Origin of the sequence: Streptomyces sp. CA-111067 (assembly GCF_050956065.1) — a bacterium.
Classification (GTDB): domain Bacteria; phylum Actinomycetota; class Actinomycetes; order Streptomycetales; family Streptomycetaceae; genus Actinacidiphila.
Map to the genome: position 1 here is coordinate 7808450 of NZ_CP192103.1, position 26470 is coordinate 7834919.

Genomic DNA, 26470 nt, shown 5'->3' on the forward strand with positions numbered 1-26470 from the left:
GGAACAATCAAGCGTGCATGCATGATTTGTGGCGGGCAAAAAGCGGGACGGGCGGCCCCCACAGCCGCCCGTCCCGCCAACCCCCGTCGCCCGGTGGCGACACCCCCGTCGCCCGGCAGCCGGGTCGCGACACCCCCGTCGCGCGAAATGAGCTCAGGCCCGCGCCGCCCGGCGCGCCAGCAGCGTGGCCCGGCGCTCGTCGAACCGGGTGGCCTGGTCGTTCAGGCCGTCCATGAACAGGCCGAGCTCCTCCTGCGCGAGCACGCCCTCCGGGCCGAGCCCCGACACGTCGAGCACCTTCAGGTGCCGCAGCACCGGCGTCAGCACGTCGTCGTGGTGGATCCGCAGGTTGTAGATCCCGCCGATCGCCATCCGGGCCGCCGCCCGCTCGAAGCCGGGCATGCCGTGCCCGGGCATCCGGAAGCCCACCACGACATCGCGGATCGCCTGCATCGCCAGGTCGGGCGCCAGCTCCAGGGAGGCGGCCAGCAGGTTCCGGTAGAAGACCATGTGCAGGTTCTCGTCGGTGGCGATCCTGGCCAGCATCCGGTCGCACACCGGGTCACCCGACTCGCGCCCGGTGTTGCGGTGCGAGACCCGGGTGGCCAGTTCCTGGAAGGCCACGTAGGCCACCGAGTGCAGCATGCTGTGCCGGTGGTCGTGCTCGAAGCCCTCCGACATGTGCGTCATGCGGAACCGCTCCAGCTCCACCGGGTCGACCGCGCGGCTGGTCAGCAGGTAGTCGCGCATCACGATCGCGTGCCGGCCCTCCTCGGCGGTCCAGCGGTGCACCCAGGTGCCCCAGGCGCCGTCGCGGCCGAAGATGCTGGCGATCTCGTGGTGGTAGCTGGGCAGGTTGTCCTCGGTGAGCAGGTTCACCACCAGCGAGATCCGGCCGACGTCGGACACCGGCGACTGGCCGGGGGCCCAGGCGTCGCCGCCCATGATCCCGTCGAAGTCGCGGCCCTGGGTCCACGGCACGTACTCGTGCGGCATCCATTCCTTCGCGACGCCCAGGTGCCGGTTCAGTTCCCGTTCCACGACCTCTTCGAGCGCGTAGAGCAGCGTCGTGTCGCTCCAGACATCGGGTCCGGCGCGATGGGGCGAGGTGAGGGTCACGGTGGCTCCTGGGGGACGGGAAGCGGGGGACGGGGGGTGTTGCACCTACGGTGTCGTAAGTTACGCAACCGTAGGTTAAGGCGGCGTAAGGAGGCAACCGGAGGGCGTACCGCCCGGCCGGTACGCCCGGCCCCCCGCTCGGTTCCGGTGCCGGCTCCGCGCCCGGCCCGCTCCCGCCGGGTGCCGAGTAGGATCATGGCCCTGATGAGCGCCACTCTCGTAGCCAAGGATCTCGCCGCCGGGCACGGCGACCGCACCCTGTTCTCCGGCCTCGACCTGGTCGTCGCACCCGGCGAGGTGATCGGTCTGGTCGGGGCCAACGGCGCCGGCAAGTCCACCTTGCTGCGGCTGCTGGCCGGGCTCGACACCCCCGAGGGCGGCTCGCTGCGGCTCAGCCCGGCCACCGCCACCGTCGGGCACCTGCCGCAGGAGCCCGAGCGCCGGCCGGAGTCGGTACGCGACTTCCTGGCCCGCCGCACCGGGGTCACCGCCGCCCAGGCCGCGCTGGACGCCGCCACTCAGGCGCTGGTCCACGGCGCTCCCGGCGCCGACGACGCCTACGCCCTGAGCCTGGACCGCTGGCTGGCGCTCGGCGGCGCCGACCTGGACGACCGGGCCGAGGAGGCTGCCGCCGCGCTCGGCCTCGGCGTCGGCCTCGACCTGGAGATGCCGGCGCTCTCCGGCGGCCAGGCCGCCCGCGCCGGGCTGGCCTCGCTGCTGCTCAGCCGCTACGACGTCTTCCTGCTCGACGAGCCGACCAACGACCTGGACCTGGACGGCCTCGAACGGCTGGAGAAGTTCGTCACCGGGCTGCGGGCCGGCACCGTCCTGGTCAGCCACGACCGCGAGTTCCTGGCCCGAACCGTCGACCGGGTGGTCGAACTCGACCTGGCACAGCAGCAGGTCGCCACCTACGGCGGCGGCTACAACGCCTACCTGGAGGAGCGCGACCGGGCCAGGCGGCACGCCCGCGAGGAGTACGAGGAGTACGCCGACACCAAGGCGGGCCTTGAGGCCCGGGCCCGGATGCAGCGCGGCTGGATGGACAAGGGCGTCAGGAACGCCATGCGCAAGGCGCCCGACCACGACAAGATCGCCCGCAAGGCGCGCGCCGAGGGCAGCGAGAAGCAGGCCGCCAAGGCCCGGCAGACCGACAAGATGATCGAACGCCTCGAAACCGTCGAGGAGCCGCGCAAGGAGTGGGATCTGCGGATGGAGATCGCCGTCGCGCCCCGCTCCGGCGCGGTCGTCGGCACCCTGCGCGGCGCCCGGGTGGCCCGCGGCGGCTTCGTCCTCGGCCCGGTGGACCTGCAGATCGACTGGGCGGACCGGGTGGCGATCACCGGGGCTAACGGCTCGGGGAAGTCCACGCTGCTCGCCGCGCTGCTCGGCCGGCTCCCGCTGGACGAGGGCCACGCCGCGCTCGGCCCCGGCGTCGTGGTCGGCGAGGTGGACCAGGCCCGTGCGCTGTTCCGCGGCGGCGAACCGCTGCTCGACGCCTTCCGGGCGCCGGCGCCGGACCTCGACCCCGCCGAGATCCGCACCCTGCTGGCGAAGTTCGGGCTCAAGGCCGGCCACGTGCTGCGGCCCGCCGCGACCCTCTCGCCCGGCGAGCGCACCCGGGCCGCGCTCGCGCTGCTCCAGGCCCGCGGGGTGAACCTGCTGGTGCTGGACGAGCCGACCAACCACCTCGACCTGCCGGCGATCGAGCAGCTGGAATCCGCGCTGGCCGGCTACCAGGGCACGCTGCTGCTGGTCACCCACGACCGCAGGATGCTGGACGCGGTGCAGGTCACCCGCCGCATCGAGGTCGCGGACGGGCGGATCACCGAGAACTGAGCGGACCGGCGGGAACCGGTTGTGCGCCTTGTGCGTCGCATCCTTGTCGGGTGGACGGCGGTGGCCGTGGGGATACGGCGGACCCGGGCCGGCTGTGGGGGCCGGTCCGGGCCCGTCGCTCACCGTCCCTGAGGACGGCTCAGATGCCTTGCCGCGGAACCGGGCTCAGCTCACGTTGAGCGCGGTGTCGTCGATCAGGAACGAGGTGGCGAGGGTGGAGTCCTCGGTGCCGGTGAACTTCAGGGTGACGGTCTGGCCGGCGTACGAGGAGAGGTTGACGGTCCGCTGGACGTAGCCGGTGCCCTTGTTGGCGTTGGAGTAGCTGGCGACGGTGGTGCTGCCGGCCTGGACGGCGAGCTTGTCGTAGGCGGTGCTGCTGGTCTCCTGCGAGGAGATGTACAGGTAGTAGCTCAGGGTGGCGCTGGTGCACGAGGCGGGGATGGTCACCGACTGGGACAGGGTGTCGGTGTGGGTGGTGCCGTAGCCGTCGAGCCAGGCCTTGTACGAGCCGCTGTGCGCGGGGGCGTCGGCGCTGTTGTCGATGACGCCGGAGGACTGGGTCCAGCCGGTGGCGCCGCTCTCGAAGCCGGGGTTGGTGAGGATCTGGCCCGCGGTGCAGCCGCCGCCCCCGCCCGAGGTGGTGACGGCCCAGCTGAAGCTGGTGCTGCCCGAGGCGTTGGTGGAGTCCTTCGCTGTCACCGTGACGCTGGAGGTGCCGGTGGCGGTCGGGGTGCCGGAGATCAGGCCGCTGGAGGCGTTGATCGACAGGCCGGCCGGCAGGCCGGTCGCGGAGTAGGTCAGGGACTGGCCGGACGCGGAGTCACTGGCGTGGATCTGCAGCGAGACCGCGGTGTTCACCTTGGTCGACTGGTTGCCGGGGCTGGTGACCGTCACGGTGTTGCCGCCGCCGGTCGAGCCGTTGGTGAACGCGGCGGTGCCGTTCGGCGTGCCCAGGCCGGTGGGGCCGTCGTAGCCGGACTTGGCGGTGCACAGGTAGCTGCCGCCGCAGGAGCCGTTGGAGCCGGAGGTCACGTCGTTCAGCGAACCGGTGTGGGAGTAGGGGTAGGAGGCCGGCGTCGTGCCGGACGCGGGGGTGCCGGCCAGCGCGTAGACCGAGGCGATGATCGGCGACGAGGCGCTGGTGCCGCCGTAGACCTGCCAGCCGCTCGCCTGGTAGCTGTCGTAGACGGCCAGGCCGGTGGCCGGGTCGGCGACGGCGGAGACATCGGCGATGGTGCGCTTGGAGCAGCCGGTGTCGGTCTGCCAGGTGGGCTTGGCGTCGTAGGCCGAGCAGCCGGAGCCGGTGCCCTCGGTGCTCGAGGTGTTCCAGACCGTCTCGGACCAGCCGCGGGTGGTGCCGCTGGCGCGCTTGAGCGCGGTGCCGCCGACGGCGGTGACGTACTTGGACGCGGCCGGGTACTCCGCGCCGTAGCCCTCGTCACCGGAGCTGACGGTGATCGCCACGCCGGGGTGGTTGAAGTACTGCGAGTCCGCCTGGGTGTCGGAGGAGTCCTCGCTGCCGCCGTAGCTGTTGGAGACGTACTTCGCGCCGAGGCTGACGGCCTCGTTCACCGCGGTGCCCAGGTCGTCCATGCTGGCGCTGGTGGCCTCGACCAGCAGGATGTGGCACTGCGGGCAGACCGCGCTGACCATGTCGAGGTCGAGCGAGATCTCGCCGGCCCAGCCCGAGTCGGGGCTCGGGTAGCTGGTGCCGCCGGTCTGGTTGACCTTCTTGAAGCAGCCGTTGGCCGTGGTGCAGGCCGGCAGGCCGTACTGCGCGCGGTACGTGCTCAGGTCGGCCGCGGCGTTCGGGTCGTCCTGCGCGTCCACGATCGCCACCGTCGCGCCGGAGCCGGCGGAGGAGGGCAGGGCGTAGGCGCTGGCCAGGTCGGTCGGGCCGTAGCCGGAGGGGGTGGCGTCCGGGGTGATGCCGAGGTGGTGGGCGACATCGGTACGGGTCAGTGCCAGGCAGGCCATCTGGCCCTGCTTCGCCGGCGCGGCGCAGAGCCGCTCGGTGTGCGCGGGGGTGGCGGCGGCCGAGGAGCGGCTGACGGCCGCGTGGCTCGCCGGCGCGGGGCTGCTCGCGACGGACGGGCCGGCGGCGGCGACCAGGCCGCCGGTGACCATGGCCGCGACGGCGAGTACCGCCACCGAGGCACGGCGGACGGCCCGTCTGGCCCGCCCGGGGTTTGTTGACTGCAATGAACTGCCCTCCATGGGGGGATCTGCTCCCGAGGGCGTCCGCTCACGGTGATCTATGTCAAGGTCATGACAATCGATCATGGAACGGCATCGCCTGGGACTTCGTGTGGCGCACGTTCACTGGTGATCCGGATGTCAACTACGGCTAACTGTCACCACGTTCAGTGGTGGCTGACGATGAACGTAGTGAAACCCGCGTCAAGGGACCACCGGCTATTGGCAAAGGATTGCCCTCGACTTCCTGGCCGCCGCACCCCTCCGACCTTCCGCACCGTGATCCGCTCCGTATACCTTGAGGCGCCATGGACACCGAGGAAGAACCGGTCAACGACCTTGTCGCGCTGGGTCTCGCGCGGTACGAGGCGCGGGTCTACCTCGCCCTGGTGCGGCGCGAGTCGTACACCGCGGCCGAGGTCGCCAGGGAGGCCGACGTGCCGCGGCAACGCGTCTATGACGTGCTGGACACGCTGGTACGGCGCCGGCTGGCCACCGCGCACCCCGGCCGGGTGGCCACCTTCTCCGCGGTCGCGCCGGAACTCGCCGTGGCCCGGCTGATGGCCCTTCAGCGCGAGTCGCTGGAACGCCTCGACCGGGTCTCGTCCGCGCTGACCGCCGCGCTGGTGCCGGTCTGGGCCGACGGCAGGAACCAGACCGTCCCGCTGGACTACGTCGAGATCCTGCGCGACCCGAAGTCCATAGCCGAGGCGTTCACCGACATCCAGGCGCAGGCCAGGAACGAGCTGCTGAGCTTCTGCAAGCCGCCGTTCGTGGCACCGGCCGCCAACACCTCGGGCATCAAGGTGACCCGCAGGCTGCGCCGGGCCGGCGGCACCGTCCGGGCGATCTACACCAACGACGCGCTGGACGACGCCGGCGTGCTGGAGAACGTACGGCGGTTCGGCGCGGCGGGGGAGGAGTGCAGGTTCGCCGAGCAGCTGCCGCTGAAACTGGTGGTCGCCGACGCGTCGCTGGTGCTGTGCGACATGCCCGACCCGGTGGCCGGTACGGACACCACCACGGCGCTCTACATCGAGCACCCGGCGCTCGCCGCCTGCCTGCGGCTGGCCTTCCTGACGGTGTGGGAGTCCGCGCAGACCGTGCCGAGCGCCCGGCCCTGACCGGCGCGGACCGCGGCCACCGGGCAGGTGTCCTGAACAGCACCTTGTGTGCGCGTGGAAGCCCCGTACACGGGGGTTGCGGCATTACAGTGACCGCGTGGCCGTGTTCCTGCTGGGAGTCAGTGCCGCGTGCTGCCTCGGTTTCGGGTTCGTGCTGCAGCAGCGTGCGGCTGCGCGTGCCCCGCTCGCCGACTTCCTGTCCTACCGGCTGCTGCTGCGGCTGATCCGGATGCCGGACTGGCTGCTGGGAATAGGGCTGATGGTCTGCGGCCAGGTGCTCGGGGCGGTCGCCCTGGCCTACGGCGAGGTGTCGCTGGTCGAGCCGCTCACCGCCACCAACCTGCTGTTCGCCATGGCGCTGTCCCGCTGGCTGACCAAGCAGCCGCTCGGCTGGAGCGGCTGGAGCGGGGTGGCGCTGCTCGCCCTCGGCGTCACCGCGTTCATCGTCGCCGGGCAGCCGCGCGGCTCCGACACGTCGGCCGGCGCGCTGCGGCACTGGCTGGTCTTCGGCATCGTCGCGGGCATCGCGCTGCTGCTCACGGTCAAGGCCCGCCGGTTGCAGCCGGCCAGCGAGGCGGCGCTGCTCGCGCTGGCCGCCGGCCTGGTCTACGGGCTCCAGGACGCGCTGACCCGGGTCTGCGGGCAGATCGTCAAGGACGAGGACGCGGCGATGCTGTTCACCCACTGGCAGCCCTATGCGGTCGGCTTCCTCGGCCTGACCGGCGTCCTGCTGGTGCAGAGCGCCTTCGAGATGGCCCCGCTGCGGATGTCGCTGCCCTCGCTGACCGCGGCGCAGCCGCTGGCCGGCATCGCCTGCGGCGTCGGCTTCCTCGGCGACCGGCTGGTGGTGACCACGGGCGCGCTCGCCTGGGAGGCGGCCGGCCTCGCGGCGATCGTCGTCGGCATCATCATGCTCGGCCGCCACCCGGCGATGCCGGCCGGCACCGCCGACGAGGCACCGTCGGTGGGCGCGACCCGGCTGTCCTGACCCGGGCTGTACTCGGCTGTCCTGACCCGCGCGGCACGCGGCCGGCCCCGCCGTCAGGAGGGCGCGGCCCACTCCCAGCCGGCCGGGACGGACAGGAATCGGCCCAGATCGGCCGTCTCGGCGTCCAGGGCGGGTTCCACCGCCGCCGGGAACGGGGCGACCAGCGGCTCGACGTGCAAGGTCAGGCCCGCGGCCCGGCGGGTGTGCCGCCAGGTGGCGACCACCTCGCCGTCGTACAGCACGCAGGGCATGAGCAGGCCGCCGCCGGTGGCGATCCGGCGGGCGATGGACGGCGCGAGCAGCAGGTCGCGGTCGGCGTAGCCCAGCAGGTACGGGTCGAAGTGGCCGGTCAGCCGCACCCCGGCCGACTGCTCAGGCGGCCCCGTGCCGGCCGCGACCGCCAGCGGGCCGTCCGGCCCCCCGACCTCCGCGATCCGCTCGCCGGCCGCCGCCCGGCCGCGCCGGGCCGCGCCCAGCGGCAGCCCCGACCAGCGGGCGAAGTCCGCCGCCGTGGACGGACCGTAGGACGTGACATGGCGCACCGCGAGCTCGGCCAGCGCCTCGTCGCCCTCGGGGCCGCCGGCGGGCACCGCGGCCAGCCACTCCTCGCGCAGGACGTACGTGGACACGTCGGCCGCCGCCTCGGGACCGCGGCAGACCAGGCCCATCGCCGCCGCGTAGAGCATCAGGTGCGCCGGGGCCTGGCTGCGCGGGTCGAGGACGATGCCGTGGCCGGCCAGGGCGGCCACCACGCCGTCCCTGGTCATCGGCGGCCGGCCGGCCAGCACCCGTTCCAGGGCGGTCAGGGCCCGCCCGCACAGCTCGTCGTCCAGGCCGAGCTGCCGGCGCCGGCCGCGTGCCGAGTCGGCCACCCGCTGCCCCAGCAGCGCGGTCAGCCAGCGCAGATCGGTGGCCGGCACCGCGTGCAGGGTGCCGCGCATCAGCCAGCCGCGCACCACGCCGCGGTCGGCCGCCCCGCAGGCCGCGTCCAGGTCGGCGGCGGTCAGCCCGCCGCTCCTGGCCCGCACCTGGAGCCGCGCGGCCTTGGCGTCCTGCGCCTGGAGGCCGCCCGCGAGCCGGACGGCGGCCGGCACCGTGCGGCCGGCGCCCTCGTCGCCGTACAGGCCCTGGGCCCGCGCGCGCCAGCGCCGTACCTGGGCCGCCGTGAGGCCGGTCATCGCTCCCCGTTCCCCGTTCGTCTGTTCAGTCCGCGGCCGGCGACCAGGTGAACCGCGGGTCGCGGCGCTCCAGGAAGGCGGCGACGCCCTCCGCGGTGTCGCCGCCGGCCGCGGCCTGGCGGGACCAGTGCGCGACCTGGATCGCGTCCGGCGTCGCGGTGATGAACTCCTTCGCGGCGGCCTGGGTGAGCCGGGACCGCGAGGCGAGCACGCCGGTGAACTCCCGTACCCGCTTGTCCAGGCCGTCCCGCGGCAGCACCTCGTCCACCAGGCCGGTGCGCAGCGCCCGCTCCGCGTCGATCGTCTCGGCCGAGAACAGCAGGTGCTTGGCCGTGGACGGGCCGGTCAGCTCGACCAGCCGCCGGGTGGAGGAGGCCGGGTAGACGATGCCGAGCTTGGCCGGGGTGATCGCGAACCTGGCGTCCTGCGCGGCGAAGCGCAGGTCGCAGGCCACCGCGAGCTGGCAGCCGCCGCCGACGCACCAGCCGCGGATCGCCGCGAGGGTCGGCTTGGGGAACGCGGCGAGCGCGTCCTCGGCGGCGACGGCCGCCTCCTGCGCGGCGCGCAGTCCGCCGGGGCCGGTGAATCCAGTGATGTCGGCGCCCGCGCTGAAACCGTCCCCGGCGCCGGTGAGCACCACCGCCCGCACCGCGGGATCGGCCGCGAGCTCGTCGAGCAGTCCCGGCAGCGACCGCCACATGGCGGGCGTCAGCACGTTGCGGCGGGCCGGATTGCTGATGGTCACGGTGGCGGCGCCGTCCGCGACCTCGACCAGCAGCCCGGGACCGCCGGCAGAACCGTCACCAGAACCGGAGCCGGGCCCGTCGCCAGAACCGGAGCCGGGCCCGTCGCCGGGAGTGGGGTCGGCGCCTGGACCGGTCGTGGACATGCGGTCTCCTCACGGATGCGCGGACAGACGTCAGCAGGGGCGGCCCGGGCGCGGCTGCCGCCCGCCATCGGATCCTATCGACGCCCCACCCTCACCCCGCGCCGCACAGCTCGGACATCGGCGCTCGCAACCGGTCGACTCCGATCGGAAAAGCGACAAATATCGCCTCGTCCGGTCGAAAACCGCGGAAAGGCGTGGACTTACGGTTTCCTGCCATCGGGGCCGGTCCCGTTACGGACACTCGAAGCTGTGAGGCGGAACCACCGGGACCACCGGCGGGAACTGCGGGGAAACGTCACGCGAAGGCGATGGTGGGTGCGGTCATGGAGGTCCGCGGGAGTGTCCCGCCTGGTCAGGCACCGCCACCGAGAGCGTACGAGGGAGCCTGGCGGTTCACCGCGCCGGCCGTGGACTCGTCCGTGCCCCAGGTCAGGCAGGGAGTCAGGAAGCTGGTCGCCGACCAGGGGGTGCCGATCGACGACGACACGCTCTACGGGCTGCTGCTGATCGTCTCCGAGCTGGTCACCAACGCCGTCAAGCACGCGGCCGTGCTGTCACCCGAGGTGGCCGTGGAGGTCGCGGTCGGCGCCGACTGGATCAGGGTGGCCGTCGAGGACAACCACCCGTTCCGGCCCAGGGCGCTGGAGACCGACCACGCGAGGACCGGCGGGCGGGGGCTGCTGCTGGTCAAGACGATCACCGACGAGGCCGGCGGCTCCTGCGACGTGACGCAGACCCCGACCGGCGGCAAGGTGATCTGGGCCGCGCTTCCGCTGCGGCCCCCGGTCCTCTGAACCGCCCGCGCCCCCGCGAAGGCGAGTGCCGCTACCAGCCCGCCGAGGGACCCGTCAGCTCGCGTACCGCCGGCAGCGCCGCGTCAAGAACCGTCTGGAACCACGCGGAGAACGGGCCGTCCGCGCGCAGCGCGGCCAGGTCGGCGGGGCTCGCGAAGGCCGTCTCGCCGATCTCGTCCGGATCGGGCAGCAGCGGTCCGCGCACCAGGCCCACGTACAGGTGGTTGTACTCCTGCTCGACCAGGCCGGACGCCGGGTCCGGGTGGTTGTAGCGGACGGTGCCGGCCTCGCGCATCAGCGCCGGCGCGGCCCCGAGCTCCTCGGCGGTCCGCCGGGCGGCGGCCACGAACGGCGGCTCGCCCGGGTACGGGTGCCCGCAGCAGGTGTTGGACCAGACACCGGGGGAGTGGTACTTGCCCAGCGCCCGGCGCTGGAGCAGCAGCCGCCCCTCGTCATCGAAGAGGAAGACCGAGAACGCCCGGTGCAGCCGGCCCGGTGCCAGATGCGCCGACAGCTTCTCCGCCGTACCGATCGTCACACCGGTCTCATCGACCAGTTCGAGCATGATCGGTTCGGCGACGTCGGTCGGCGCCGGGGCAGCGGTGCGGTAGTCGGATCGGCCCGTGGCAGGACTGGTTGCCATTTCCATCCTTCGCATTCGACGACAAGCCCATAGTCTGCCTCACCACGAGCCTTCGCCGACCCGCGCATCGCGTCGGGCCACCGGCGCTCGGGAGCGCGTACGACCCGGCGGCGTACGCGTCGTTCCGCCGCCCGGCGGGGCCGAGAGTCCGCGGTCCGGCCGGCCGGCCGGTGTGCTCAATGGCACAGCCGGGCCTCGTGCTCCGCGTGGCCCACCGGCTCCAGCTGGAACGTGCAGTGCTCCACGTCGAAGTGCGTGCCCAGGCAGCCCTGGAGGTCGTGCAGCATCTTCTCGTAGCCGACCGACTCCAGCACGTCCTGGCTGACCACCACGTGCGCGGACAGCACCGGCAGGCCCGAGGTGATCGTCCAGGCGTGCAGGTCGTGCAGCCCCACCACGCCCGGCAGCCCCTCGATGTGGCTGCGCACCTCGCTCATGTCCACGTCCTTGGGCGCGGCCTCCAGCAGCACGTCGAGGGCCTCGCGCAGCAGCCGCCAGGTGCGCGGCACGATCAGCAGCCCGATCAGCAGCGACGCCACCGCGTCCGCCTGCCGCCAGCCGGTGGTGAGGAAGACCACCGCGGCGAGCACCACCGCCAGCGACCCGAACGCGTCGGCCATCACCTCCAGGAACGCCCCGCGCACGTTCAGGCTCTCGGCCTGGCCGCGCATCAGCACCAGCAGCGAGACCGAGTTCGCCACCAGGCCGATCAGGCCGAAGACGATGGTGGCGCCGCCGTGGAAGTGCTGCGGGACCACCAGCCGCCGAACGCCCTCGTAGAAGATGAACGCGCCGACGCCGAACAGCAGCACCGCGTTGATGACCGCGGCCAGGATCTCGGCGCGGGCGAAGCCGAAGGTGCGCCGGTCGCTCGGCGGCCGGGCGGCGATGTGCACGGCCAGCAGCGCCATCGCGATGCCGGCCGCGTCGGTGGCCATGTGGCCGGCGTCGGCGAGCAGTGCGAGCGAGCCGGTGACCGCGCTGCCGACCACCTCGGTGACCAGTACGAGCAGGGTGATGCCGAGCGCGGTCAGCAGCCGGCCGCGGTGCGCGGCGGTCGCCGTGCCGGCGGCCGGGCCGTGGCCGTGTCCATGGCCGTGCGAGTGCCCTGCGCCCATGGACCCCTTCCTTCCCTGAAATCCCTGCGAGCCCCGAAACGCCGCGTGAAGCCCCCGCGAACCCGCGCCCCGGTCGCCCTCCGGCGGGTCGGCAGGCCCGGTCACCGGGGGCGCGGCGGTCAGTCAACACCGATTACGCACCGTGGGCAAGCCGGTACTGGAGACCGTTGTCATGTGCGGTGACCTGCGGTGATGAGTCGCGTGGCAGCGGTAGCCGATCGACCGGGGCCGGCGCTCCGCGCTGGTCACGGGCCCGGCCCGGCGCCATACGGAGACCGCGGGAGGTGAACCATCACACTGTGTTTGCCAAGTGTGGACGAACTGGTGGTGAACTGCGGGCTACGGTGATCGGATAGCCTCTGCGGTCGTGCCTGGCCAGGCTCCCGCCGGCCGTCCGCTGGCACGGCCGCCGTTCGCTTCCAGGGAGTGAGTTCCTCTGCCGACCCCGACCGCCTTCCTCACCGGCCCGCCCGCGGCGGGAGCGCCGTCGCCGCTGACGGACGATCTGCGGGCGCTGGGATTCCAGGTGGCCGAGGCGGACACGCCGGGTGACCTCGCGGCGCGGCTCGCCCGGGTGCCCGCGGCCGAACGGGTGGCCGTGGTCGACCGCCGCTTCCTCGGCCACCGGCACTCCCTGCGGCTCGCCCTGACCGACCCGCGGTTCGACGCGGCGGCCGTCCCGGGCGCGTTGTCGGTACGGGGCCCGGCCCGCGCCGCGCTGGAACGCGCGCTGGCCGGCCGGCTCGACCTGGACCGTCCCCCCGCCGCCGCGGGCCCGGCGCTGAGCACCCGCTCCGACCTGCTCCCCGACGCGCTCACCGCCCGCACCGACGTGCTGCCCGACGCCCTCGCCGAGGCGCTGGACACCCCGGACGGCGCACCGCACCGCCCCGAGCTCGGCGTGCTGGTCGCCGCGGTGCCCGCCGACGAGGCCGGCCGGGCCGCCGCCGCGGAGGCGGTCGCCGCGGTGGACGAGGAGGCGGTCCGGCTGCGCGGCGCGGTCAAGTCCCGCGACGGCTTCTTCACCACCCACTTCATCAGCCCGTACTCGCGCTACCTGGCCCGCTGGTGCGCCCGCCGCGGCCTCACCCCCAACCAGGTGACCACCGCCTCGCTGCTGGTCGCGCTGATCGCCGCCGGCTGCGCCGCCACCGGCAGCCGGGCCGGCTACGTCGCCGCCGGGGTGCTGCTGCTCGCCTCGTTCGTCCTCGACTGCACCGACGGCCAGCTGGCCCGCTACTCGCTCCAGTACTCGACGCTCGGCGCCTGGCTCGACGCCACCTTCGACCGCGCCAAGGAATACGCCTACTACGCGGGCCTGGCCCTGGGCGCGGCCCGCGGCGGCGACGACGTCTGGGCGCTGGCGCTCGGCGCGATGGTGCTCCAGACCTGCCGGCACGTGGTGGACTTCGCCTTCAACGAGGCCAACCAGGACGCGGGCGCCGACGAGAGCAGCCCCACTGCCGCACTGTCCAACCGGCTCGACAGCGTCGGCTGGACGGTCTGGGCCCGCCGGATGGTCGTACTGCCGATCGGCGAGCGCTGGGCGCTGATCGCCGTGCTGACCGCGGCCACCACCCCGCGGATCACCCTGACCGTGCTGCTGATCGGCTGCGGCCTGGCCGGCTGCTACACCACGGCCGGCCGGCTGCTGCGCTCGGTCAGCCTCCGCCGCGGCCGTGCCGGCACCGGCAAGCAGCCGGTGCGGCGCACCGCGCGGGCCGCCCGCGCCCTGGCCGACCTCTGCGACAGCGGCCCGCTCGCCGAAGCGGCCGCCCGGCTGCTGCGCCCGGTCGCCGGCCGGCTGCCGTCCTTCGGGCCGCCGGCGGTGGCGCTGCTGGGCGGAGCGGTGGTGGCCGGCACCGCCGCGCTGGCCCCGCACGGCAGCTGGTGGCCGGTGCCGGCGGCGATCGTATACGTACTGACCTCGGGACTTGCCGTCTCCCGGCCGCTCACCGGAGCGCTGGACTGGCTGGTGCCGCCGTTCTTCCGGGCGGCCGAGTACGGGACGGTGCTGGCGCTCGCAGCCGTCAGCCAGGTGAACGGAGTATTGCCTGCTGCTTTCGGCCTGGTGGCTGCCGTCGCCTACCATCACTACGACACGGTGTACCGCATCCGCGGCGGCACCGGGGCGCCACCGCGGGCCCTGGTGCGCGCGGCCGGTGGACACGAGGGCAGGACTCTTCTCGTCACCCTCGTGGCCGCCCTCGCCCACCGCACCGGTTTCACGGTCGCGCTGACGGTGCTCGCCATCGCGCTCGCGCTGCTGGTCACCGCCGAGAGCATCCGCTTCTGGGTGTCCTCAGGGGCACCCGCAGTACACGACGAATCAGGAGAACCCGCATGATCGGCCTTGTGCTGGCGGCCGGCGCCGGAAGGCGCCTGCGCCCCTACACCGACACCCTGCCCAAGGCACTGGTGCCGGTCGGAGCCGAGGGCGACCAGGACGGCGTCACCGTGCTCGACCTGACGCTGGGGAACTTCGCCGAGATCGGGCTGACCGAGGTCGCGGTCGTCGTCGGGTACCGCAAGGAAGCGGTCTACGCGCGCAAAGCGGCCCTTGAGGCCAAGTACGGCCTGACCCTCACGCTGATCGACAACGACAAGGCCGAGGAGTGGAACAACGCCTACTCCCTGTGGTGCGCCAGGGACGCGGTGGCGCACGGAGTCATCCTGGCCAACGGCGACACCGTGCACCCGGTCTCGGTGGAGCGGACGCTGCTCGCCGCGCGCGGCGAGGGCAGGCGGATCATCCTGGCCTTGGACACCGTCAAGCGGCTGGCCGACGAGGAGATGAAGGTCGTCACCGAGCCGGGCAAGGGCGTGCGGCGGATCACCAAGCTGATGGATCCCGCCGAGGCCACCGGCGAGTACATCGGCGTCACCCTGATCGAGGCCGAGGCCGCCGGCGAACTGGCCGACGCGCTGAAGGCCACCTTCGAGCGCGACCCCGACCTGTACTACGAGGACGGCTACCAGGAACTGGTCGACCGCGGCTTCACCATCGACGTGGCACCCATCGGCGACGTGCCGTGGGTGGAGATCGACAACCACGCCGATCTCGCCCGAGGACGGGAGATCGCGTGCCAGTACTGACCCGGCTGATTCCCTCGCCGGTTGTCGTGGACATCAACGGCGGGGCGCTCGCCGACCTGTCCAGGCTGCTCGCCGACCAGCGGATCTCCGCCTCCGGCAAGCTCGCCATGGCCATCAGCGCCGGCTCCGGCGTCAAGCTGCGCGACCGGCTGGCCCCCGAGCTGCCCGGCGCCGACTGGTTCCTGGTCGACGGCGGCACCATCGACGCGGCCGTCAAGCTCGCCGACGCCATCCGCGGCAGGCGGTACGACGCGGTGGTGGGCCTCGGCGGCGGCAAGATCATCGACGTGACCAAGTACGCCGCCGCCCGGGTCGGCCTGCCGATGGTGGCCGTCGCGACCAACCTCTCGCACGACGGCATCTGCTCGCCGGTGTCCACCCTGGACAACGACAACGGCCGCGGCTCCTACGGCGTCCCCACCCCGATCGCGCTGGTCATCGACCTGGACGTGATCCGGGAGGCGCCGGCCCGCTACGTGCGGGCCGGCATCGGCGACGCGGTCTCCAACATCTCCGCCATCGCCGACTGGGAGCTCTCGCACAAGATCACCGGCGAGCCGATCGACGGCCTGGCCGCCGCGATGGCCCGCGGCGCCGGCGAGTCGGTGCTGCGGCACCCCGGCGGCATCGGCGACGACTCCTTCCTCACGGTGCTCTCCGAGGGCCTGGTGCTCTCCGGCATCGCGATGTCGATCAGCGGCGACACCCGGCCGTCCTCGGGCGCCTGCCACGAGATCAGCCACGCCTTCGACCTGCTGCACCCGCGGCGGGCCGCCGCGCACGGCGAGCAGGTCGGCCTCGGCGCGGCCTTCGCGATGCACCTGCGCGGCTCGCACGAGGAGTCCGGCCTGATCGCGGAGACGCTGCGGCACCACGGCCTGCCCGTACTGCCCGGGGAGATCGGCTTCACGGTGCCGGAGTTCGTCGAGGCGGTGCACTACGCGCCGCAGACCCGCCCCGGCCGCTACACGATCCTGGAACACCTGGAACTCTCACCCACCGAGATCAGGGACGCATACGCCGACTATGCCAAAACCATCAGTAGCTGAACTGCGCCCGGTCGTTCACCCCGGTGGCATCAAGGACCGGAAGAACGGCGAGCACTGGGCCGGCCGCCTGTACATGCGTGAGCTGTCGCTGCGGTGTACCCGGGTACTCGTCGACTCGCCGCTGAGCCCCAACCAGTACACGTATCTGATGATCGTGTCCGGGGTCGCGGCCGGCGCCGCCCTGCTGGTCCCCGGGCTGGCCGGCGGCATCCTCGGCGCGCTGCTGATCCAGCTCTACCTGCTGCTGGACTGCGTGGACGGCGAGCTGGCCCGCTGGCGCAAGCAGACCTCCACGGTGGGCGTCTACCTGGACCGGGTCGGGCACTACCTGTCGGAGGCCGCGCTGCTGGTCGGCTTCGGGATCAGGGCCTCCGACGTCTTCCACCGCGACGGCGGCAGCACCCAGTGGCAGTGGGCGTTCCTGGGCACCCTGGCGGCGCTCGGCGCGATCCTGATCAAGGCCGAGACCGACCTGGTGGACGTGGCCAGGACCCGGCGCGGGATGCCCGCCGCGCAGGAGTCCGCCAACGTCCCCCGCTCGTCGGGGGTGGCACTGGCCCGGCGGGCGGCCGGCGCGCTGAAGTTCCACCGGCTGGTCGGCGGCGTGGAGGCCTCGCTGCTGATCCTGGCGGCCGCGGTCGCCGACTTCCTGCACGGCGACCTGCTCTTCACCCGGATCGCGGTCGTGGTGCTCGCCGCGGTCGCGGTATTGCAGACGGTGCTGCATCTGGTGAGCATCCTGGCGTCGAGCAGGCTCGCATGAACAGTCGCGTGAACAAGAAGACGGCCCGGAACCCGCGGGGCACCCGGAGCACGCAGGAGACCCGGGAGGCGCCGCTGAAGGTGGGCGCGGTCGTGCTGACCATGGGCACCCGCCCCGCGCAGCTCCAGGACCTGCTCGACTCGGTCGCCAAGCAGCAGGGCCCGGCCGTGCAGATCGCGGTGGTCGGCAACGGCTCGCCGCTGCCGCCGCTGGCGCCCGAGGTGCGCACCGTCGAGCTGCCGGAGAACCTGGGCATCCCCGGCGGCCGGAACGCCGGCGTGGAGCTGTTCGGCCCGGCGGCCGACGAGCTTGACGTGGTGATGTTCCTGGACGACGACGGGGTGCTGCCGTTCGACGACACCGCCGAGCTGGTCCGCCGCGCCTTCACCGCCGACCGGCGGCTCGGCATCATCAGCTTCCGGATCGTCGACCCCGACACCGGCGTCACCCAGCGCCGGCACGTACCGCGGCTGCGCGCCTCCGACCCGATGCGGGACTCCCGGGTGACCACCTTCCTCGGCGGCGCCTGCGCGATCCGCACCGAGGTCTTCCGGGACGTCGGCCTGCTGCCCGCGGAGTTCTTCTACGCGCACGAGGAGACCGATCTGGCCTGGCGCGCGCTGGGCGCCGGCTGGATGATCGACTACCGCTCCGACCTCGTACTGCACCATCCGGCGACCGCCCCGTCCCGGCACGCGGTCTACCACCGGATGGTGGCCCGCAACCGTGTGTGGCTGGCCCGGCGCAATCTGCCATGGCCGCTGGTCCCGGCCTATCTCGGGGTCTGGTTCGGGCTGACCCTGGCCCGCCGGCCGTCCCGTCCGGCGCTGCGCGCCTGGCTCGGCGGCTTCCGTGAGGGCTGGACCACGGACTGCGGCGAGCGGCGGCCGATGAGCTGGCGGACGGTCTGGCGGTTGACCCGGCTAGGCCGACCCCCGATCATCTGACAAGCTCGGAACCTGAGAGCATCAGGCGCAGCCCGGGAATCCCCCTGCCCGGCGCGCACCTTGAGGACGAAAGTGTCAACTGTGAGCGATACAACGCACAATGGTGCGGTCGCCGTCGGTGCACCACCAGCACCGTCGGCCGATGACGGCCTCAGCCCCTCCCAGCTCGCGGCCAAGTACGGCCTGTCCGTCAGCGGCGCCCGGCCCGGGCTGGCGGAGTACACCCGGCAGCTGTGGGGCCGTCGACATTTCATCAACGAGTTCGCCAAGGCGAGGACCCAGGCCCAGTACACTCAGGCCCGCCTCGGCCAGCTCTGGCAGGTCATGACACCGCTGCTGAACGCGGCCGTCTACTACCTGATCTTCGGTCTGCTGATCGGCACCAGCAAGGGCATCGACAACTTCATCGCCTTCCTGGTCACCGGCGTCTTCATCTTCACCTTCACGCAGTCCTCGGTGCTCAGCGGCGTGCGTGCGGTGGCCGGCAACCTGGGGCTGATCAGGGCGCTGCACTTCCCCCGGGCCTCGATGCCGGTGGCGCTCACGCTGATGCAGCTCCAGCAGCTGCTGATGTCGATGTTCGTGCTGGTGGCGATCGTGCTGATGACCGGCGAGGTGCCGGACGCGTCCTGGCTGCTGGTCATCCCGGCGCTGCTGACCCAGTGGGTGTTCAACACCGGCCTGGCCCTGATGGTGGCCAGGATCGGCAGCAAGATGACCGACCTCGCTCAGCTCATGCCGTTCATACTCCGCACCTGGATGTACATGTCCGGTGTGATGTACAGCATCGACAAGCTCACCGCCACCGCCCCGGGCTTCGTCCGGGTCCTGCTCGACCTGAACCCGGTCGCGGTCTACATCGACCTGGTGCGGTTCGCCCTCATCGACAGCGTCACCTCCTCGCAGCTGCCGCCGCACGTGTGGGCGTCCGCGGTGGGCTGGGCGGTCGTGGTGGGCATCGGCGGCTACGTGTACTTCTGGAAGGCGGAGGAACAGTATGGCCGTGGCTGAGCAGCAGACAGCGGAGCGGATCCAGGCACCCTCCGACGCCCGGGTCCCCACCGTGATCGTGGACGACGTGCACATCGTGTACAAGGTGCACGGCGCGGGCACCGGACGGGGTACCGCCACGGCGGCGCTCGGCCGGCTGCTGTCCCGCAAGAGCTCGCCCAACGTGCGCCGGGTGCACGCGGTGCGCGGGGTGACCTTCACCTCCTACCGGGGTGAGGCCATCGGCATCATCGGCTCCAACGGCTCCGGCAAGTCGACCATCCTGCGGGCCATCGCCGGGCTGCTGCCGCCCGAGAGCGGCAAGATCTACACCGACGGCCAGCCGTCCCTGCTGGGCGTGAACGCGGCGCTGATGAACGACCTGACCGGCGAGCGCAACGTGATCCTCGGCGGTCTCGCGATGGGGATGTCGCAGGAGGAGGTCCGGGAGCGCTACGACGGGATCGTGGACTTCTCCGGGATCAACGACAAGGGCGACTTCATCTCGCTGCCGATGCGGACGTACTCCTCGGGTATGGCGGCGCGGCTGCGGTTCTCGATCGCGGCGGCCAAGAACCACGACGTGCTGATGATCGACGAGGCGCTGGCCACCGGTGACCGGGCGTTCCAGAAGCGCTCGGAGGAGCGGATCCGGGAGCTGCGCAAGGAGGCCGGCACGGTCTTCCTGGTCAGCCACAACAACAACTCCATCCGTGACACCTGCGACCGGGTGGTGTGGCTGGAGAAGGGCGAGCTGCTGATGGACGGCCCGACCGACGAAGTGATCAAGGCGTACGAGAAGCACAAGTAGGCCGCCTGACGCACCGCGCAGCATCGCTCACAACTCGAAGGCCCCCGCCGGATGATCCGGCGGGGGCCTTGCGTTGTCCCCCGCATGGACCGCACATGGGAAGGGTTTCCGGCCGGCCGGGGAAGGGATCCGACGTGCCGTCAGAAAATATCACCACGTGTCACGCCCCCGGCGTACGCCGGACAACGGCCGGACGTAAGCTGTACCGGTGCTGGGAGCCTGCCGATGATCGATACCGCGTGCGCGACGCCTGGCGCGGCGTGTCCGAAATGGGAACATTCGATTGGGCGGTGTAGAACGGGGGATGTGGCGGCCATGAAGATCGGGACCATCCTGCTCCGGGGCACGCTCGCCGCCTGTGTGCCGGGACCCCCGCGGTGACCGGGGACGACACGTCCCGGGCGGTCCTGGACAAGGCCGCGCGCGAGAACTTCCCGGTGGCACCGGTGTTCCTGCCGCGCGCCTGGCGCCGGGACCTGATGGCCGTCTACGGATTCGCCCGGCTGGTGGACGACATCGGCGACGGCGACCTGGCCGCCGGCGGCCGGAACGACGCCGTGCTGCTGGGCCTTGACGCCGACACGGCCGACGACCGGATCGCGATGCTCGACGGCTTCGAGGCCGACCTGCGCCGGGTCTTCGACGGCACCCCCCGGCACCCGCTGCTGACCGCCCTGCAGCCCACCGTGCGCAAGCACTCCCTGACTCCCGAGCCCTTCCTCGGCCTGATCGCGGCCAACCGGCAGGACCAGCAGGTCCGCCGCTACCCGGCCTACGGCGACCTGCTCGCGTACTGCGAGCTGTCCGCCAACCCGGTGGGCCGGCTGGTGCTGTCCATCACCGGCACCTCGACACCCGAACGGATCCGCAGGTCCGACGCGGTGTGCACGGCGCTGCAGATCGTCGAGCACCTGCAGGACGTGGCCGAGGACCTCGGCAGGGACCGGATCTACCTGCCGGCCGAGGACATGAAACGCTTCTCGGTGGACGAGGCCGACCTCGCCGCACCGAGCGCCGGACCGCAGGTCCGGGAGCTGGTGGCGTTCGAAGCCGAGCGCGCGCGTGAACTGCTGGCCGAGGGCACTCCCCTGGTGGGCAGCGTTCGTGGCAGGCTTCGGTTGCTGCTGGCCGGTTTCGTGGGCGGCGGGCGCGCCGCCCTGAGAGCGGTTGCGGAAGCGGGGTACGACGTCCTGGCGAAATCGCCGAAGGCCACCAAGTCCAGCCTGCTGCGTGAGGTGGGATCGACATTGCGAAGAGAGGGGTGAGCCGGACCATGAACGGTTCTGCCCACACGTCCGGACCGGTACTTGCGGCATACAGGTACTGTGAGACCGTGACTGGCCATGAGGCCCGCAACTTCGCGTACGGAATCCGTCTGCTGCCCACTCCCAAACGGCAGGCGATGTCGGCTCTCTACGCGTTCTCCCGGCGGGTCGACGACATCGGGGACGGCGAACTGCCGCCCCAGGAGAAGGCCGTCCGGCTCGACGCGACCAGGGAACTGCTGACCAGGGTCCGCGAGGGCCGGGTCGGCGAGGACGACACCGACCCGGTGGCCGTCGCGCTCGCCGACTGCGCGACCAGGTTCCCGATCCCGCTGGAGGGCCTGGACGAACTCATCGACGGCGTGCTGATGGACGTCCGCGGTGAGACCTACGAGACCTGGGACGACCTGGCGCTGTACTGCCGTTGCGTGGCAGGCGCTATCGGACGTCTGTCCCTTGGCGTGTTCGGCACCCCGAATGGGCACGATTCTGCACGTGCCGCCGAATATGCCGACACGCTCGGCCTTGCCCTGCAACTCACCAACATCCTGCGGGACGTCCGCGAGGACGCCGGCAACGGACGGACCTACCTGCCCGCCCGCGACCTCGCCAAGTTCGGCTGCGCGGCCGGCTTCCACAGCGACACCGCGCCGCCCGGCTCGGACTTCGCCGGCCTCATCGAGTTCGAAGTGGGCCGGGCCCGCGCGCTGTTCGCCACCGGGTACCGGCTGCTGCCGATGCTCGACCGGCGCAGCGGCGCCTGCGTCGCCGCGATGGCCGGCATCTACCGCCGGCTGCTCGACCGGATCGCCGCCGACCCCGAGGCCGTACTGCGCGGCCGGGTCTCGCTGCCCGCACGGCAGAAGGCGTACGTCGCGATGCGCGGCCTGGCCGGGGTGGACGCCCGGCGCACCACCCGCCGGCCACGGGGCGACGCGTGAGACCCACCCGCCAAGGCGCGGGTCCGGCACGGCACGCGAACCGACAGGCAACCAGGAAGACGCGCACGGCGTCACTTTCCGCAACAGCTCACCGCGCCCGGCGCGGCGCGGCTCAAGGGGAGGACGCATGACGACCACGCAGGCGGCGACGGGACGGCTCCCGGACCGCGGCGCAGTGGTGGTGGGCGGCGGCCTGGCCGGCATCACGGCCGCGCTCGCGCTGGCCGACTCCGGCGTGCGGGTCACCCTCACCGAGGCCAGGCCGCGGCTCGGCGGCCTGGCGTTCTCCTTCAAGCGCGGCGATCTGACGGTCGACAACGGCCAGCACGTCTTCCTGCGCTGCTGCTCCGGCTACCAGTGGTTCCTCGACCGGATCGCCGCCCGCGACCTGGTGACCATTCAGGACCGGCTGGACGTGAAGGTGCTCGACGCCGACACCATGCGGTCCGGGCGGCTGTCCCGGGCCGGCCTGCCGGTGCCGCTGCACCTGGCGGCCAGCCTGGCCCGCTACCCGCATCTGAGCCTGCGCGAACGGGCCTCGGTGGGCCGCGCCGCGCTCGCGCTGCGCGCCCTGGACCTGGCCGACCCGGCCCTGGACGAGACCGACTTCGCCAGCTGGCTGGCCGCCCGCGGCCAGTCGCCGCGCACCATCGAGGCGCTGTGGGACCTGGTCGGCGTCGCCACCCTGAACGCCACCGCGGCCGACTCCTCGCTGGGGCTGGCCGCCATGGTCTTCAAGACCGGGCTGCTCACCGACCCGGGCGCGGCCGACATCGGCTGGGCCACCGCGCCGCTCGGCGACCTGCACGACGGCCGGGCCAGGGCCGCGCTCGACGCCGCCGGCGTGCGCACCATGCTGCGCACCCGCACCAGCGGTATCAAGGCGACCGCCGAGGGCGGTTGGCAGGTCTCGGTGGAGACCGGCCCCGGCCGCGGCGAGCAACTGGAGGCGGATACGGTGGTGCTCGCGGTCCCGCAGCGCGAGACCCACGACCTGCTGCCCGAAGGCGCCGTTCCCGACCCGGAAAAGCTGTTGCGCATCGGCACCGCCCCGATCCTGAATGTGCATGTGATCTACGACAGACAGGTACTTGCCGGGCCGTTCCTCGCGGCCCTCGGCACCCCTGTGCAGTGGGTCTTCGACCGCACCAGGAGTTCGGGACTGACCGGCGGCGGCCAGTACCTGGCGGTGTCGCAGTCGGCGGTCGCCGACGAGATCGACCTGCCGGTGGCCGAGTTGCGCGAACGCTACCTGCCGGAGCTCGAACGGCTGCTGCCCGCCGCCCGCGGCGCCGGCATCCGCGACTTCTTCGTCACCCGGGAACGCACCGCCACCTTCGCGCCCACCCCGGGCGTGGCGGCGCTGCGGCCCGGTCCCGTGACCCGGGCCCCCGGCCTCTACCTGGCCGGGGCGTGGACCGCCACCGGCTGGCCCGCGACAATGGAGAGTGCGGTGCGCAGCGGTCTGCATGCCTCCCGAGAAGCTTTGTCCGCCCTCGGGCTGCCATTCGACAACGGCGTCCTGGAGGCGGCATGAGTGCTATTGGTGCAACCAGAGGAGAGAACGTGACCGCTGCCGGCGTCATCGCGCTGCTGGAAAACGGCCGCATCCTGACCACCCCTGTGCTCCGAGCGGCAGTAGACCGCCTGGCCCCGCCGATGGACACCATCGCGGCCTACCACTTCGGCTGGATCGACCACACCGGCCGGCCGGCCGACGGCGACGGCGGCAAGGCCGTACGCCCCGCACTCGCCCTGCTGTCCGCCCAGGTGGCCGGCGCGTCGGCCGAGACCGGCGTGCCCGGCGCGGTGGCGGTCGAGCTGGTGCACAACTTCTCGCTGCTGCACGACGACCTGATGGACGGTGACGAGCAGCGCCGGCACCGCGACACCGTGTGGAAGGTGCACGGCCCCGCGCAGGCGATCCTGGTCGGCGACGCGCTGATGGCGCTCGCCAACGAGATCCTGCTCGAACTGGGCACCGTGGACGCCGCCAGGGCGACCCGCCGGCTGACCACCGCCACCCGCAAGCTGATCGACGGTCAGGCCCAGGACCTCTCGTTCGAGCACCGCGAGCGGGTCACCGTCGAGGAGTGCCTGAACATGGAGGGCAACAAGACCGGCGCGCTGCTGGCCTGCGCCTCCTCGATCGGCGCGGTGCTCGGCGGCGCGGGGGACGCCGACGCGGACGCGCTGGAGGAGTACGGCTACCATCTCGGTCTGGCCTTCCAGGCGGTGGACGACCTGCTGGGCATCTGGGGGGACCCGGCGACCACCGGAAAGCAGACGTGGAGCGATCTCCGGCAGCGCAAGAAGTCGCTGCCGGTGGCCGCCGCGCTGGCCTTCGGGGGCTCGGCCGCGGACCGGCTGGGTGAACTGCTGGCGGCGGACGCGAAGAATCCTGAAAACGGTTCGCTCAGCGAGGAAGAGTTCGCCATGCGCGCGGCGTTGATCGAAGAAGCCGGTGGCCGGGAATGGACCTCTCAGGAGGCCAGAAGGCAGTACGCAACCGCGATCGGCGCGTTGGACAAAGTGGACATGCCGGATGAAATTCACCGTAAGCTCGTAGATCTGGCGGATTTTGTGGTGGTTCGCGAGAAGTAAAGAACAAACTGTGGAGCGCTGACGTCGCCGGACCCTCTCATGTGACGGCCGACGGCCGCCCCAACACCGCAGAAGTCTCAACTGCAAAGGGGAAGCCATGACAGCGACGACCGACGGCAGTCCAGGTACGCCATCCCACCGGACACCTTCGGCCAGCAGCGCCTCGGAGCCGGACCCTGTTCCATCCGGCGGAACCGAGGCGGTGGCGCAGCATGCCGTGCAGCGCGCCGCAGACCACCTTCTGGCACGGCAGCACCCCGACGGATGGTGGAAGGGCGACCTCGAGACCAATGTGACGATGGACGCCGAGGACCTGCTGCTCCGGCAGTTCCTCGGGATCCAGGACGAGCAGATCACCGCGGCCTCCGCCCGCTGGATCCGCTCGCAGCAGCGGGAGGACGGCTCCTGGCCGACCTTCCACGGCGGTCCCGGTGATGTCTCCGCCACCATCGAGGCGTACGTCGCACTGCGGTTGGCCGGCGACTCGCCGGACGAGGGGCACATGTCGCTGGCCGCGAAGTGGTCGCGGACCGAGGGCGGGGTCGCCGCCTCCCGGGTCTTCACCCGGATCTGGCTGGCCCTCTTCGGCTGGTGGAGCTGGGACGACCTGCCGGAGATGCCGCCGGAGATCATCTATCTGCCCAAGTGGATGCCGCTGAACATCTACTCCTTCGGCTGCTGGGCCCGGCAGACCATCGTGCCGCTCACCGTGGTGGCCGCCCACCGCCCGGTCCGCCCGGCCCCGTTCGGCATCGACGAACTGCACATCAACCCCGCGCAGCCCAACCCCAAGCGGCGCAGGGCCCCGATCACCAGCTGGGACGGCGTCTTCCAGCGGCTGGACCAGGCACTGCACGTCTACCGCAAGTTCAGCCCGCGCCCGGTGCGGCGCAGCGCGATGAACGCCTGCGCCCGCTGGATCATCGAAAGACAGGAGGCGGACGGCTGTTGGGGAGGCATCCAGCCGCCTGCCGTCTACTCGGTGATCGCCCTGCACCTGCTCGGCTACGACCTCGACCACCCGGTGCTGAAAGCCGGGCTCGAGTCGCTGGATCGTTTCGCCGTCTGGCCGGCGGACGGGATGCGGATGATCGAGGCGTGCCAGTCGCCGGTCTGGGACACCTGCCTCGCTGTCATCGCGCTCGCCGACGCCGGCCTCGACGCCGACCACCCGGCCCTGGTCAAGGCCGCCGACTGGATGCTCACCGAGCAGATCACCCGCCCGGGCGACTGGTCCGTGCAGCGGCCGCAACTGGCTCCCGGCGGCTGGGCCTTCGAGTTCCACAACGACAACTACCCGGACATCGACGACACCGCCGAGGTGGTGCTCGCGCTGCGCCGGGTGGCGCACCCCGACCGGGCCAGGCTCGACTCCGCCGTGGACAAGGCGGTGCGCTGGAACGTCGGCATGCAGTCCAGGAACGGCGCCTGGGGCGCCTTCGACGCGGACAACACCAGCCCGTTCCCCAACCGGCTGCCGTTCTGCGACTTCGGCGAGGTCATCGACCCGCCGTCGGCCGACGTCACCGCGCACGTGGTGGAGATGATGGCCGCGCTCGGCCTCGAACACGACCCGCACACCCAGCGCGGCATCGACTGGCTGCTCGCCGAGCAGGAGGAGGACGGCTCCTGGTTCGGCCGCTGGGGGGTCAACTACATCTACGGCACCGGCTCCGCCGTACCGGCGCTGGCCGCCGCGGGCCTGGCCGCCGACCACCCGGCGATCCGCCGCGCGGTGGACTGGCTGCGCTCGGTGCAGAACGCGGACGGCGGCTGGGGCGAGGACCTGCGCTCGTACTCCGACCGGGAGTGGGCCGGCCGCGGCCACTCCACCCCCTCGCAGACCGCGTGGGCGCTGATGGCGCTGCTGTCGGCCGGCGAGCGGGACAGCGAGACCGTCGCCCGCGGGGTGCGCTGGCTGGCCGACAACCAGCTGCCCGACGGCTCCTGGGACGAGCCGTACTTCACCGGTACCGGCTTCCCCAGGGACTTCTCCATCAACTACCACCTGTACCGCATGGTCTTCCCGCTCACCGCCCTCGGCCGCTACGTCAGGGACGAGCCCTTCGGCACAGCGGGTCAGCACGTCACCACCGCCGTCGGAAAGGGGGCCTAG

General features: G+C 72.3%; 22 protein-coding genes. 16 read left to right on the top strand and 6 right to left on the bottom strand.

The features are described 5' to 3' along the window. Window positions 1-153: 153 nt before the first annotated feature. On the bottom strand, window positions 154-1119 hold the full coding sequence (locus ACQPW6_RS34485) for an acyl-ACP desaturase (RefSeq protein WP_433893650.1): 966 nt from the start codon (window positions 1117-1119) through the stop codon (window positions 154-156). Between the two features lie 204 nt (window positions 1120-1323). Between ACQPW6_RS34485 and ACQPW6_RS34490 the strand changes: the two genes are divergently transcribed. Beyond that, the gene (locus tag ACQPW6_RS34490; protein WP_433893651.1) at window positions 1324-2958 is read left to right on the top strand and encodes an ABC-F family ATP-binding cassette domain-containing protein; all 1635 of its coding nucleotides are present in this window, start codon (window positions 1324-1326) and stop codon (window positions 2956-2958) included. A gap of 165 nt (window positions 2959-3123) precedes the next feature. On the opposite strand, the gene ACQPW6_RS34495 is transcribed toward ACQPW6_RS34490, so the two are convergent. Beyond that, on the bottom strand, window positions 3124-5160 hold the full coding sequence (locus ACQPW6_RS34495; RefSeq protein WP_433893652.1) for a putative Ig domain-containing protein: 2037 nt from the start codon (window positions 5158-5160) through the stop codon (window positions 3124-3126). 302 nt (window positions 5161-5462) lie between these two features. Here ACQPW6_RS34495 and ACQPW6_RS34500 point away from each other — a divergent pair, with 302 nt between their 5' ends. Both ACQPW6_RS34500 and ACQPW6_RS34505 read left to right on the top strand, forming a co-directional pair. Continuing rightward, complete coding sequence (locus tag ACQPW6_RS34500; protein WP_433893653.1) at window positions 5463-6278, top strand: TrmB family transcriptional regulator; 816 nt, start codon at window positions 5463-5465, stop codon at window positions 6276-6278. Window positions 6279-6375: 97 nt separating this feature from the next. Next, the gene (locus ACQPW6_RS34505; RefSeq protein WP_433893654.1) at window positions 6376-7266 is read left to right on the top strand and encodes a DMT family transporter; all 891 of its coding nucleotides are present in this window, start codon (window positions 6376-6378) and stop codon (window positions 7264-7266) included. 53 nt (window positions 7267-7319) lie between these two features. Here the strand turns inward: ACQPW6_RS34505 and ACQPW6_RS34510 are convergent, their stop codons facing one another. Together ACQPW6_RS34510 and ACQPW6_RS34515 are read right to left on the bottom strand one after the other, a co-directional pair. After that, a complete protein-coding gene (locus tag ACQPW6_RS34510; protein ID WP_433893655.1) occupies window positions 7320-8444 on the bottom strand; it encodes a winged helix DNA-binding domain-containing protein in 1125 nt (374 codons plus the stop codon). 25 nt (window positions 8445-8469) lie between these two features. Then, the gene (locus tag ACQPW6_RS34515; RefSeq protein ID WP_433893656.1) at window positions 8470-9333 is read right to left on the bottom strand and encodes an enoyl-CoA hydratase/isomerase family protein; all 864 of its coding nucleotides are present in this window, start codon (window positions 9331-9333) and stop codon (window positions 8470-8472) included. 323 nt (window positions 9334-9656) lie between these two features. Between ACQPW6_RS34515 and ACQPW6_RS34520 the strand changes: the two genes are divergently transcribed. After that, complete coding sequence (locus ACQPW6_RS34520; RefSeq protein ID WP_433893657.1) at window positions 9657-10127, top strand: ATP-binding protein; 471 nt, start codon at window positions 9657-9659, stop codon at window positions 10125-10127. Window positions 10128-10158: 31 nt separating this feature from the next. Here ACQPW6_RS34520 and idi read toward each other — a convergent pair whose 3' ends face one another. Together idi and ACQPW6_RS34530 are read right to left on the bottom strand one after the other, a co-directional pair. Next, window positions 10159-10770 carry an isopentenyl-diphosphate Delta-isomerase gene (gene idi, locus ACQPW6_RS34525; RefSeq protein WP_433893658.1) on the bottom strand — a complete coding sequence of 204 codons (612 nt, stop codon included), beginning with the start codon at window positions 10768-10770 and terminating at the stop codon, window positions 10159-10161. Window positions 10771-10946: 176 nt separating this feature from the next. Then, complete coding sequence (locus tag ACQPW6_RS34530) at window positions 10947-11888, bottom strand: cation diffusion facilitator family transporter (protein ID WP_433893659.1); 942 nt, start codon at window positions 11886-11888, stop codon at window positions 10947-10949. A gap of 436 nt (window positions 11889-12324) precedes the next feature. Between ACQPW6_RS34530 and ACQPW6_RS34535 the strand changes: the two genes are divergently transcribed. The 12 genes from ACQPW6_RS34535 to shc all read left to right on the top strand — a co-directional run bounded on the left by ACQPW6_RS34535 (window position 12325) and on the right by shc (window position 26470). Beyond that, window positions 12325-14235 carry a DUF5941 domain-containing protein gene (locus tag ACQPW6_RS34535; protein WP_433894752.1) on the top strand — a complete coding sequence of 637 codons (1911 nt, stop codon included), beginning with the start codon at window positions 12325-12327 and terminating at the stop codon, window positions 14233-14235. Continuing rightward, complete coding sequence (locus ACQPW6_RS34540) at window positions 14232-14984, top strand: sugar phosphate nucleotidyltransferase (RefSeq protein WP_433893660.1); 753 nt, start codon at window positions 14232-14234, stop codon at window positions 14982-14984. Before ACQPW6_RS34535 ends, ACQPW6_RS34540 begins: the two co-directional genes overlap by 4 nt. Continuing rightward, on the top strand, window positions 14972-16033 hold the full coding sequence (locus ACQPW6_RS34545; RefSeq protein ID WP_433893661.1) for an iron-containing alcohol dehydrogenase family protein: 1062 nt from the start codon (window positions 14972-14974) through the stop codon (window positions 16031-16033). The genes ACQPW6_RS34540 and ACQPW6_RS34545 overlap by 13 nt, the downstream gene beginning before the upstream one ends. Then, window positions 16011-16796, top strand: a complete 786-nt coding sequence (locus tag ACQPW6_RS34550) for a CDP-alcohol phosphatidyltransferase family protein (protein WP_433893662.1) — start codon at window positions 16011-16013, stop codon at window positions 16794-16796. Before ACQPW6_RS34545 ends, ACQPW6_RS34550 begins: the two co-directional genes overlap by 23 nt. 101 nt (window positions 16797-16897) lie before the next feature. Further along, window positions 16898-17743 carry a glycosyltransferase family 2 protein gene (locus ACQPW6_RS34555; protein ID WP_433894753.1) on the top strand — a complete coding sequence of 282 codons (846 nt, stop codon included), beginning with the start codon at window positions 16898-16900 and terminating at the stop codon, window positions 17741-17743. A gap of 81 nt (window positions 17744-17824) precedes the next feature. After that, on the top strand, window positions 17825-18754 hold the full coding sequence (locus ACQPW6_RS34560) for an ABC transporter permease (protein ID WP_433893663.1): 930 nt from the start codon (window positions 17825-17827) through the stop codon (window positions 18752-18754). Then, on the top strand, window positions 18741-19544 hold the full coding sequence (locus ACQPW6_RS34565; protein ID WP_433893664.1) for an ABC transporter ATP-binding protein: 804 nt from the start codon (window positions 18741-18743) through the stop codon (window positions 19542-19544). The genes ACQPW6_RS34560 and ACQPW6_RS34565 overlap by 14 nt, the downstream gene beginning before the upstream one ends. Before the next feature lie 377 nt (window positions 19545-19921). Further along, complete coding sequence (gene hpnC, locus ACQPW6_RS34570; RefSeq protein WP_433893665.1) at window positions 19922-20809, top strand: squalene synthase HpnC; 888 nt, start codon at window positions 19922-19924, stop codon at window positions 20807-20809. 8 nt (window positions 20810-20817) lie between these two features. After that, window positions 20818-21750 (top strand): presqualene diphosphate synthase HpnD, encoded by a 933-nt coding sequence (hpnD, locus tag ACQPW6_RS34575; RefSeq protein WP_433893666.1) that lies wholly within the window; start codon window positions 20818-20820, stop codon window positions 21748-21750. Window positions 21751-21877: 127 nt separating this feature from the next. Then, a complete protein-coding gene (hpnE, locus tag ACQPW6_RS34580) occupies window positions 21878-23287 on the top strand; it encodes a hydroxysqualene dehydroxylase HpnE (protein WP_433893667.1) in 1410 nt (469 codons plus the stop codon). Then, window positions 23284-24354 (top strand): polyprenyl synthetase family protein, encoded by a 1071-nt coding sequence (locus tag ACQPW6_RS34585; protein WP_433893668.1) that lies wholly within the window; start codon window positions 23284-23286, stop codon window positions 24352-24354. Before hpnE ends, ACQPW6_RS34585 begins: the two co-directional genes overlap by 4 nt. Window positions 24355-24451: 97 nt before the next feature. Continuing rightward, window positions 24452-26470: a squalene--hopene cyclase gene (gene shc / locus ACQPW6_RS34590; protein ID WP_433893669.1), complete on the top strand. Its 2019-nt coding sequence runs from the start codon at window positions 24452-24454 to the stop codon at window positions 26468-26470.

What these genes read in the sequence shown, in the direction of transcription:
- ACQPW6_RS34490 (WP_433893651.1), top strand. Translation starts at nt 1,324, where the DNA reads ATGAGCGCCACTCTCGTAGCCAAGGATCTCGCCGCCGGGCACGGCGAC.
- idi (WP_433893658.1), bottom strand. Translation starts at nt 10,770, where the DNA reads ATGGCAACCAGTCCTGCCACGGGCCGATCCGACTACCGCACCGCTGCC.
- ACQPW6_RS34585 (WP_433893668.1), top strand. Translation starts at nt 23,284, where the DNA reads ATGAGTGCTATTGGTGCAACCAGAGGAGAGAACGTGACCGCTGCCGGC.
- hpnD (WP_433893666.1), top strand. Translation starts at nt 20,818, where the DNA reads ATGAACGGTTCTGCCCACACGTCCGGACCGGTACTTGCGGCATACAGG.
- ACQPW6_RS34540 (WP_433893660.1), top strand. Translation starts at nt 14,232, where the DNA reads ATGATCGGCCTTGTGCTGGCGGCCGGCGCCGGAAGGCGCCTGCGCCCC.
- hpnE (WP_433893667.1), top strand. Translation starts at nt 21,878, where the DNA reads ATGACGACCACGCAGGCGGCGACGGGACGGCTCCCGGACCGCGGCGCA.
- ACQPW6_RS34550 (WP_433893662.1), top strand. Translation starts at nt 16,011, where the DNA reads ATGCCAAAACCATCAGTAGCTGAACTGCGCCCGGTCGTTCACCCCGGT.
- ACQPW6_RS34520 (WP_433893657.1), top strand. Translation starts at nt 9,657, where the DNA reads ATGGAGGTCCGCGGGAGTGTCCCGCCTGGTCAGGCACCGCCACCGAGA.
- ACQPW6_RS34500 (WP_433893653.1), top strand. Translation starts at nt 5,463, where the DNA reads ATGGACACCGAGGAAGAACCGGTCAACGACCTTGTCGCGCTGGGTCTC.
- shc (WP_433893669.1), top strand. Translation starts at nt 24,452, where the DNA reads ATGACAGCGACGACCGACGGCAGTCCAGGTACGCCATCCCACCGGACA.
- ACQPW6_RS34515 (WP_433893656.1), bottom strand. Translation starts at nt 9,333, where the DNA reads ATGTCCACGACCGGTCCAGGCGCCGACCCCACTCCCGGCGACGGGCCC.
- ACQPW6_RS34565 (WP_433893664.1), top strand. Translation starts at nt 18,741, where the DNA reads ATGGCCGTGGCTGAGCAGCAGACAGCGGAGCGGATCCAGGCACCCTCC.
- ACQPW6_RS34530 (WP_433893659.1), bottom strand. Translation starts at nt 11,888, where the DNA reads ATGGGCGCAGGGCACTCGCACGGCCATGGACACGGCCACGGCCCGGCC.
- ACQPW6_RS34555 (WP_433894753.1), top strand. Translation starts at nt 16,898, where the DNA reads ATGGGCACCCGCCCCGCGCAGCTCCAGGACCTGCTCGACTCGGTCGCC.
- ACQPW6_RS34510 (WP_433893655.1), bottom strand. Translation starts at nt 8,444, where the DNA reads ATGACCGGCCTCACGGCGGCCCAGGTACGGCGCTGGCGCGCGCGGGCC.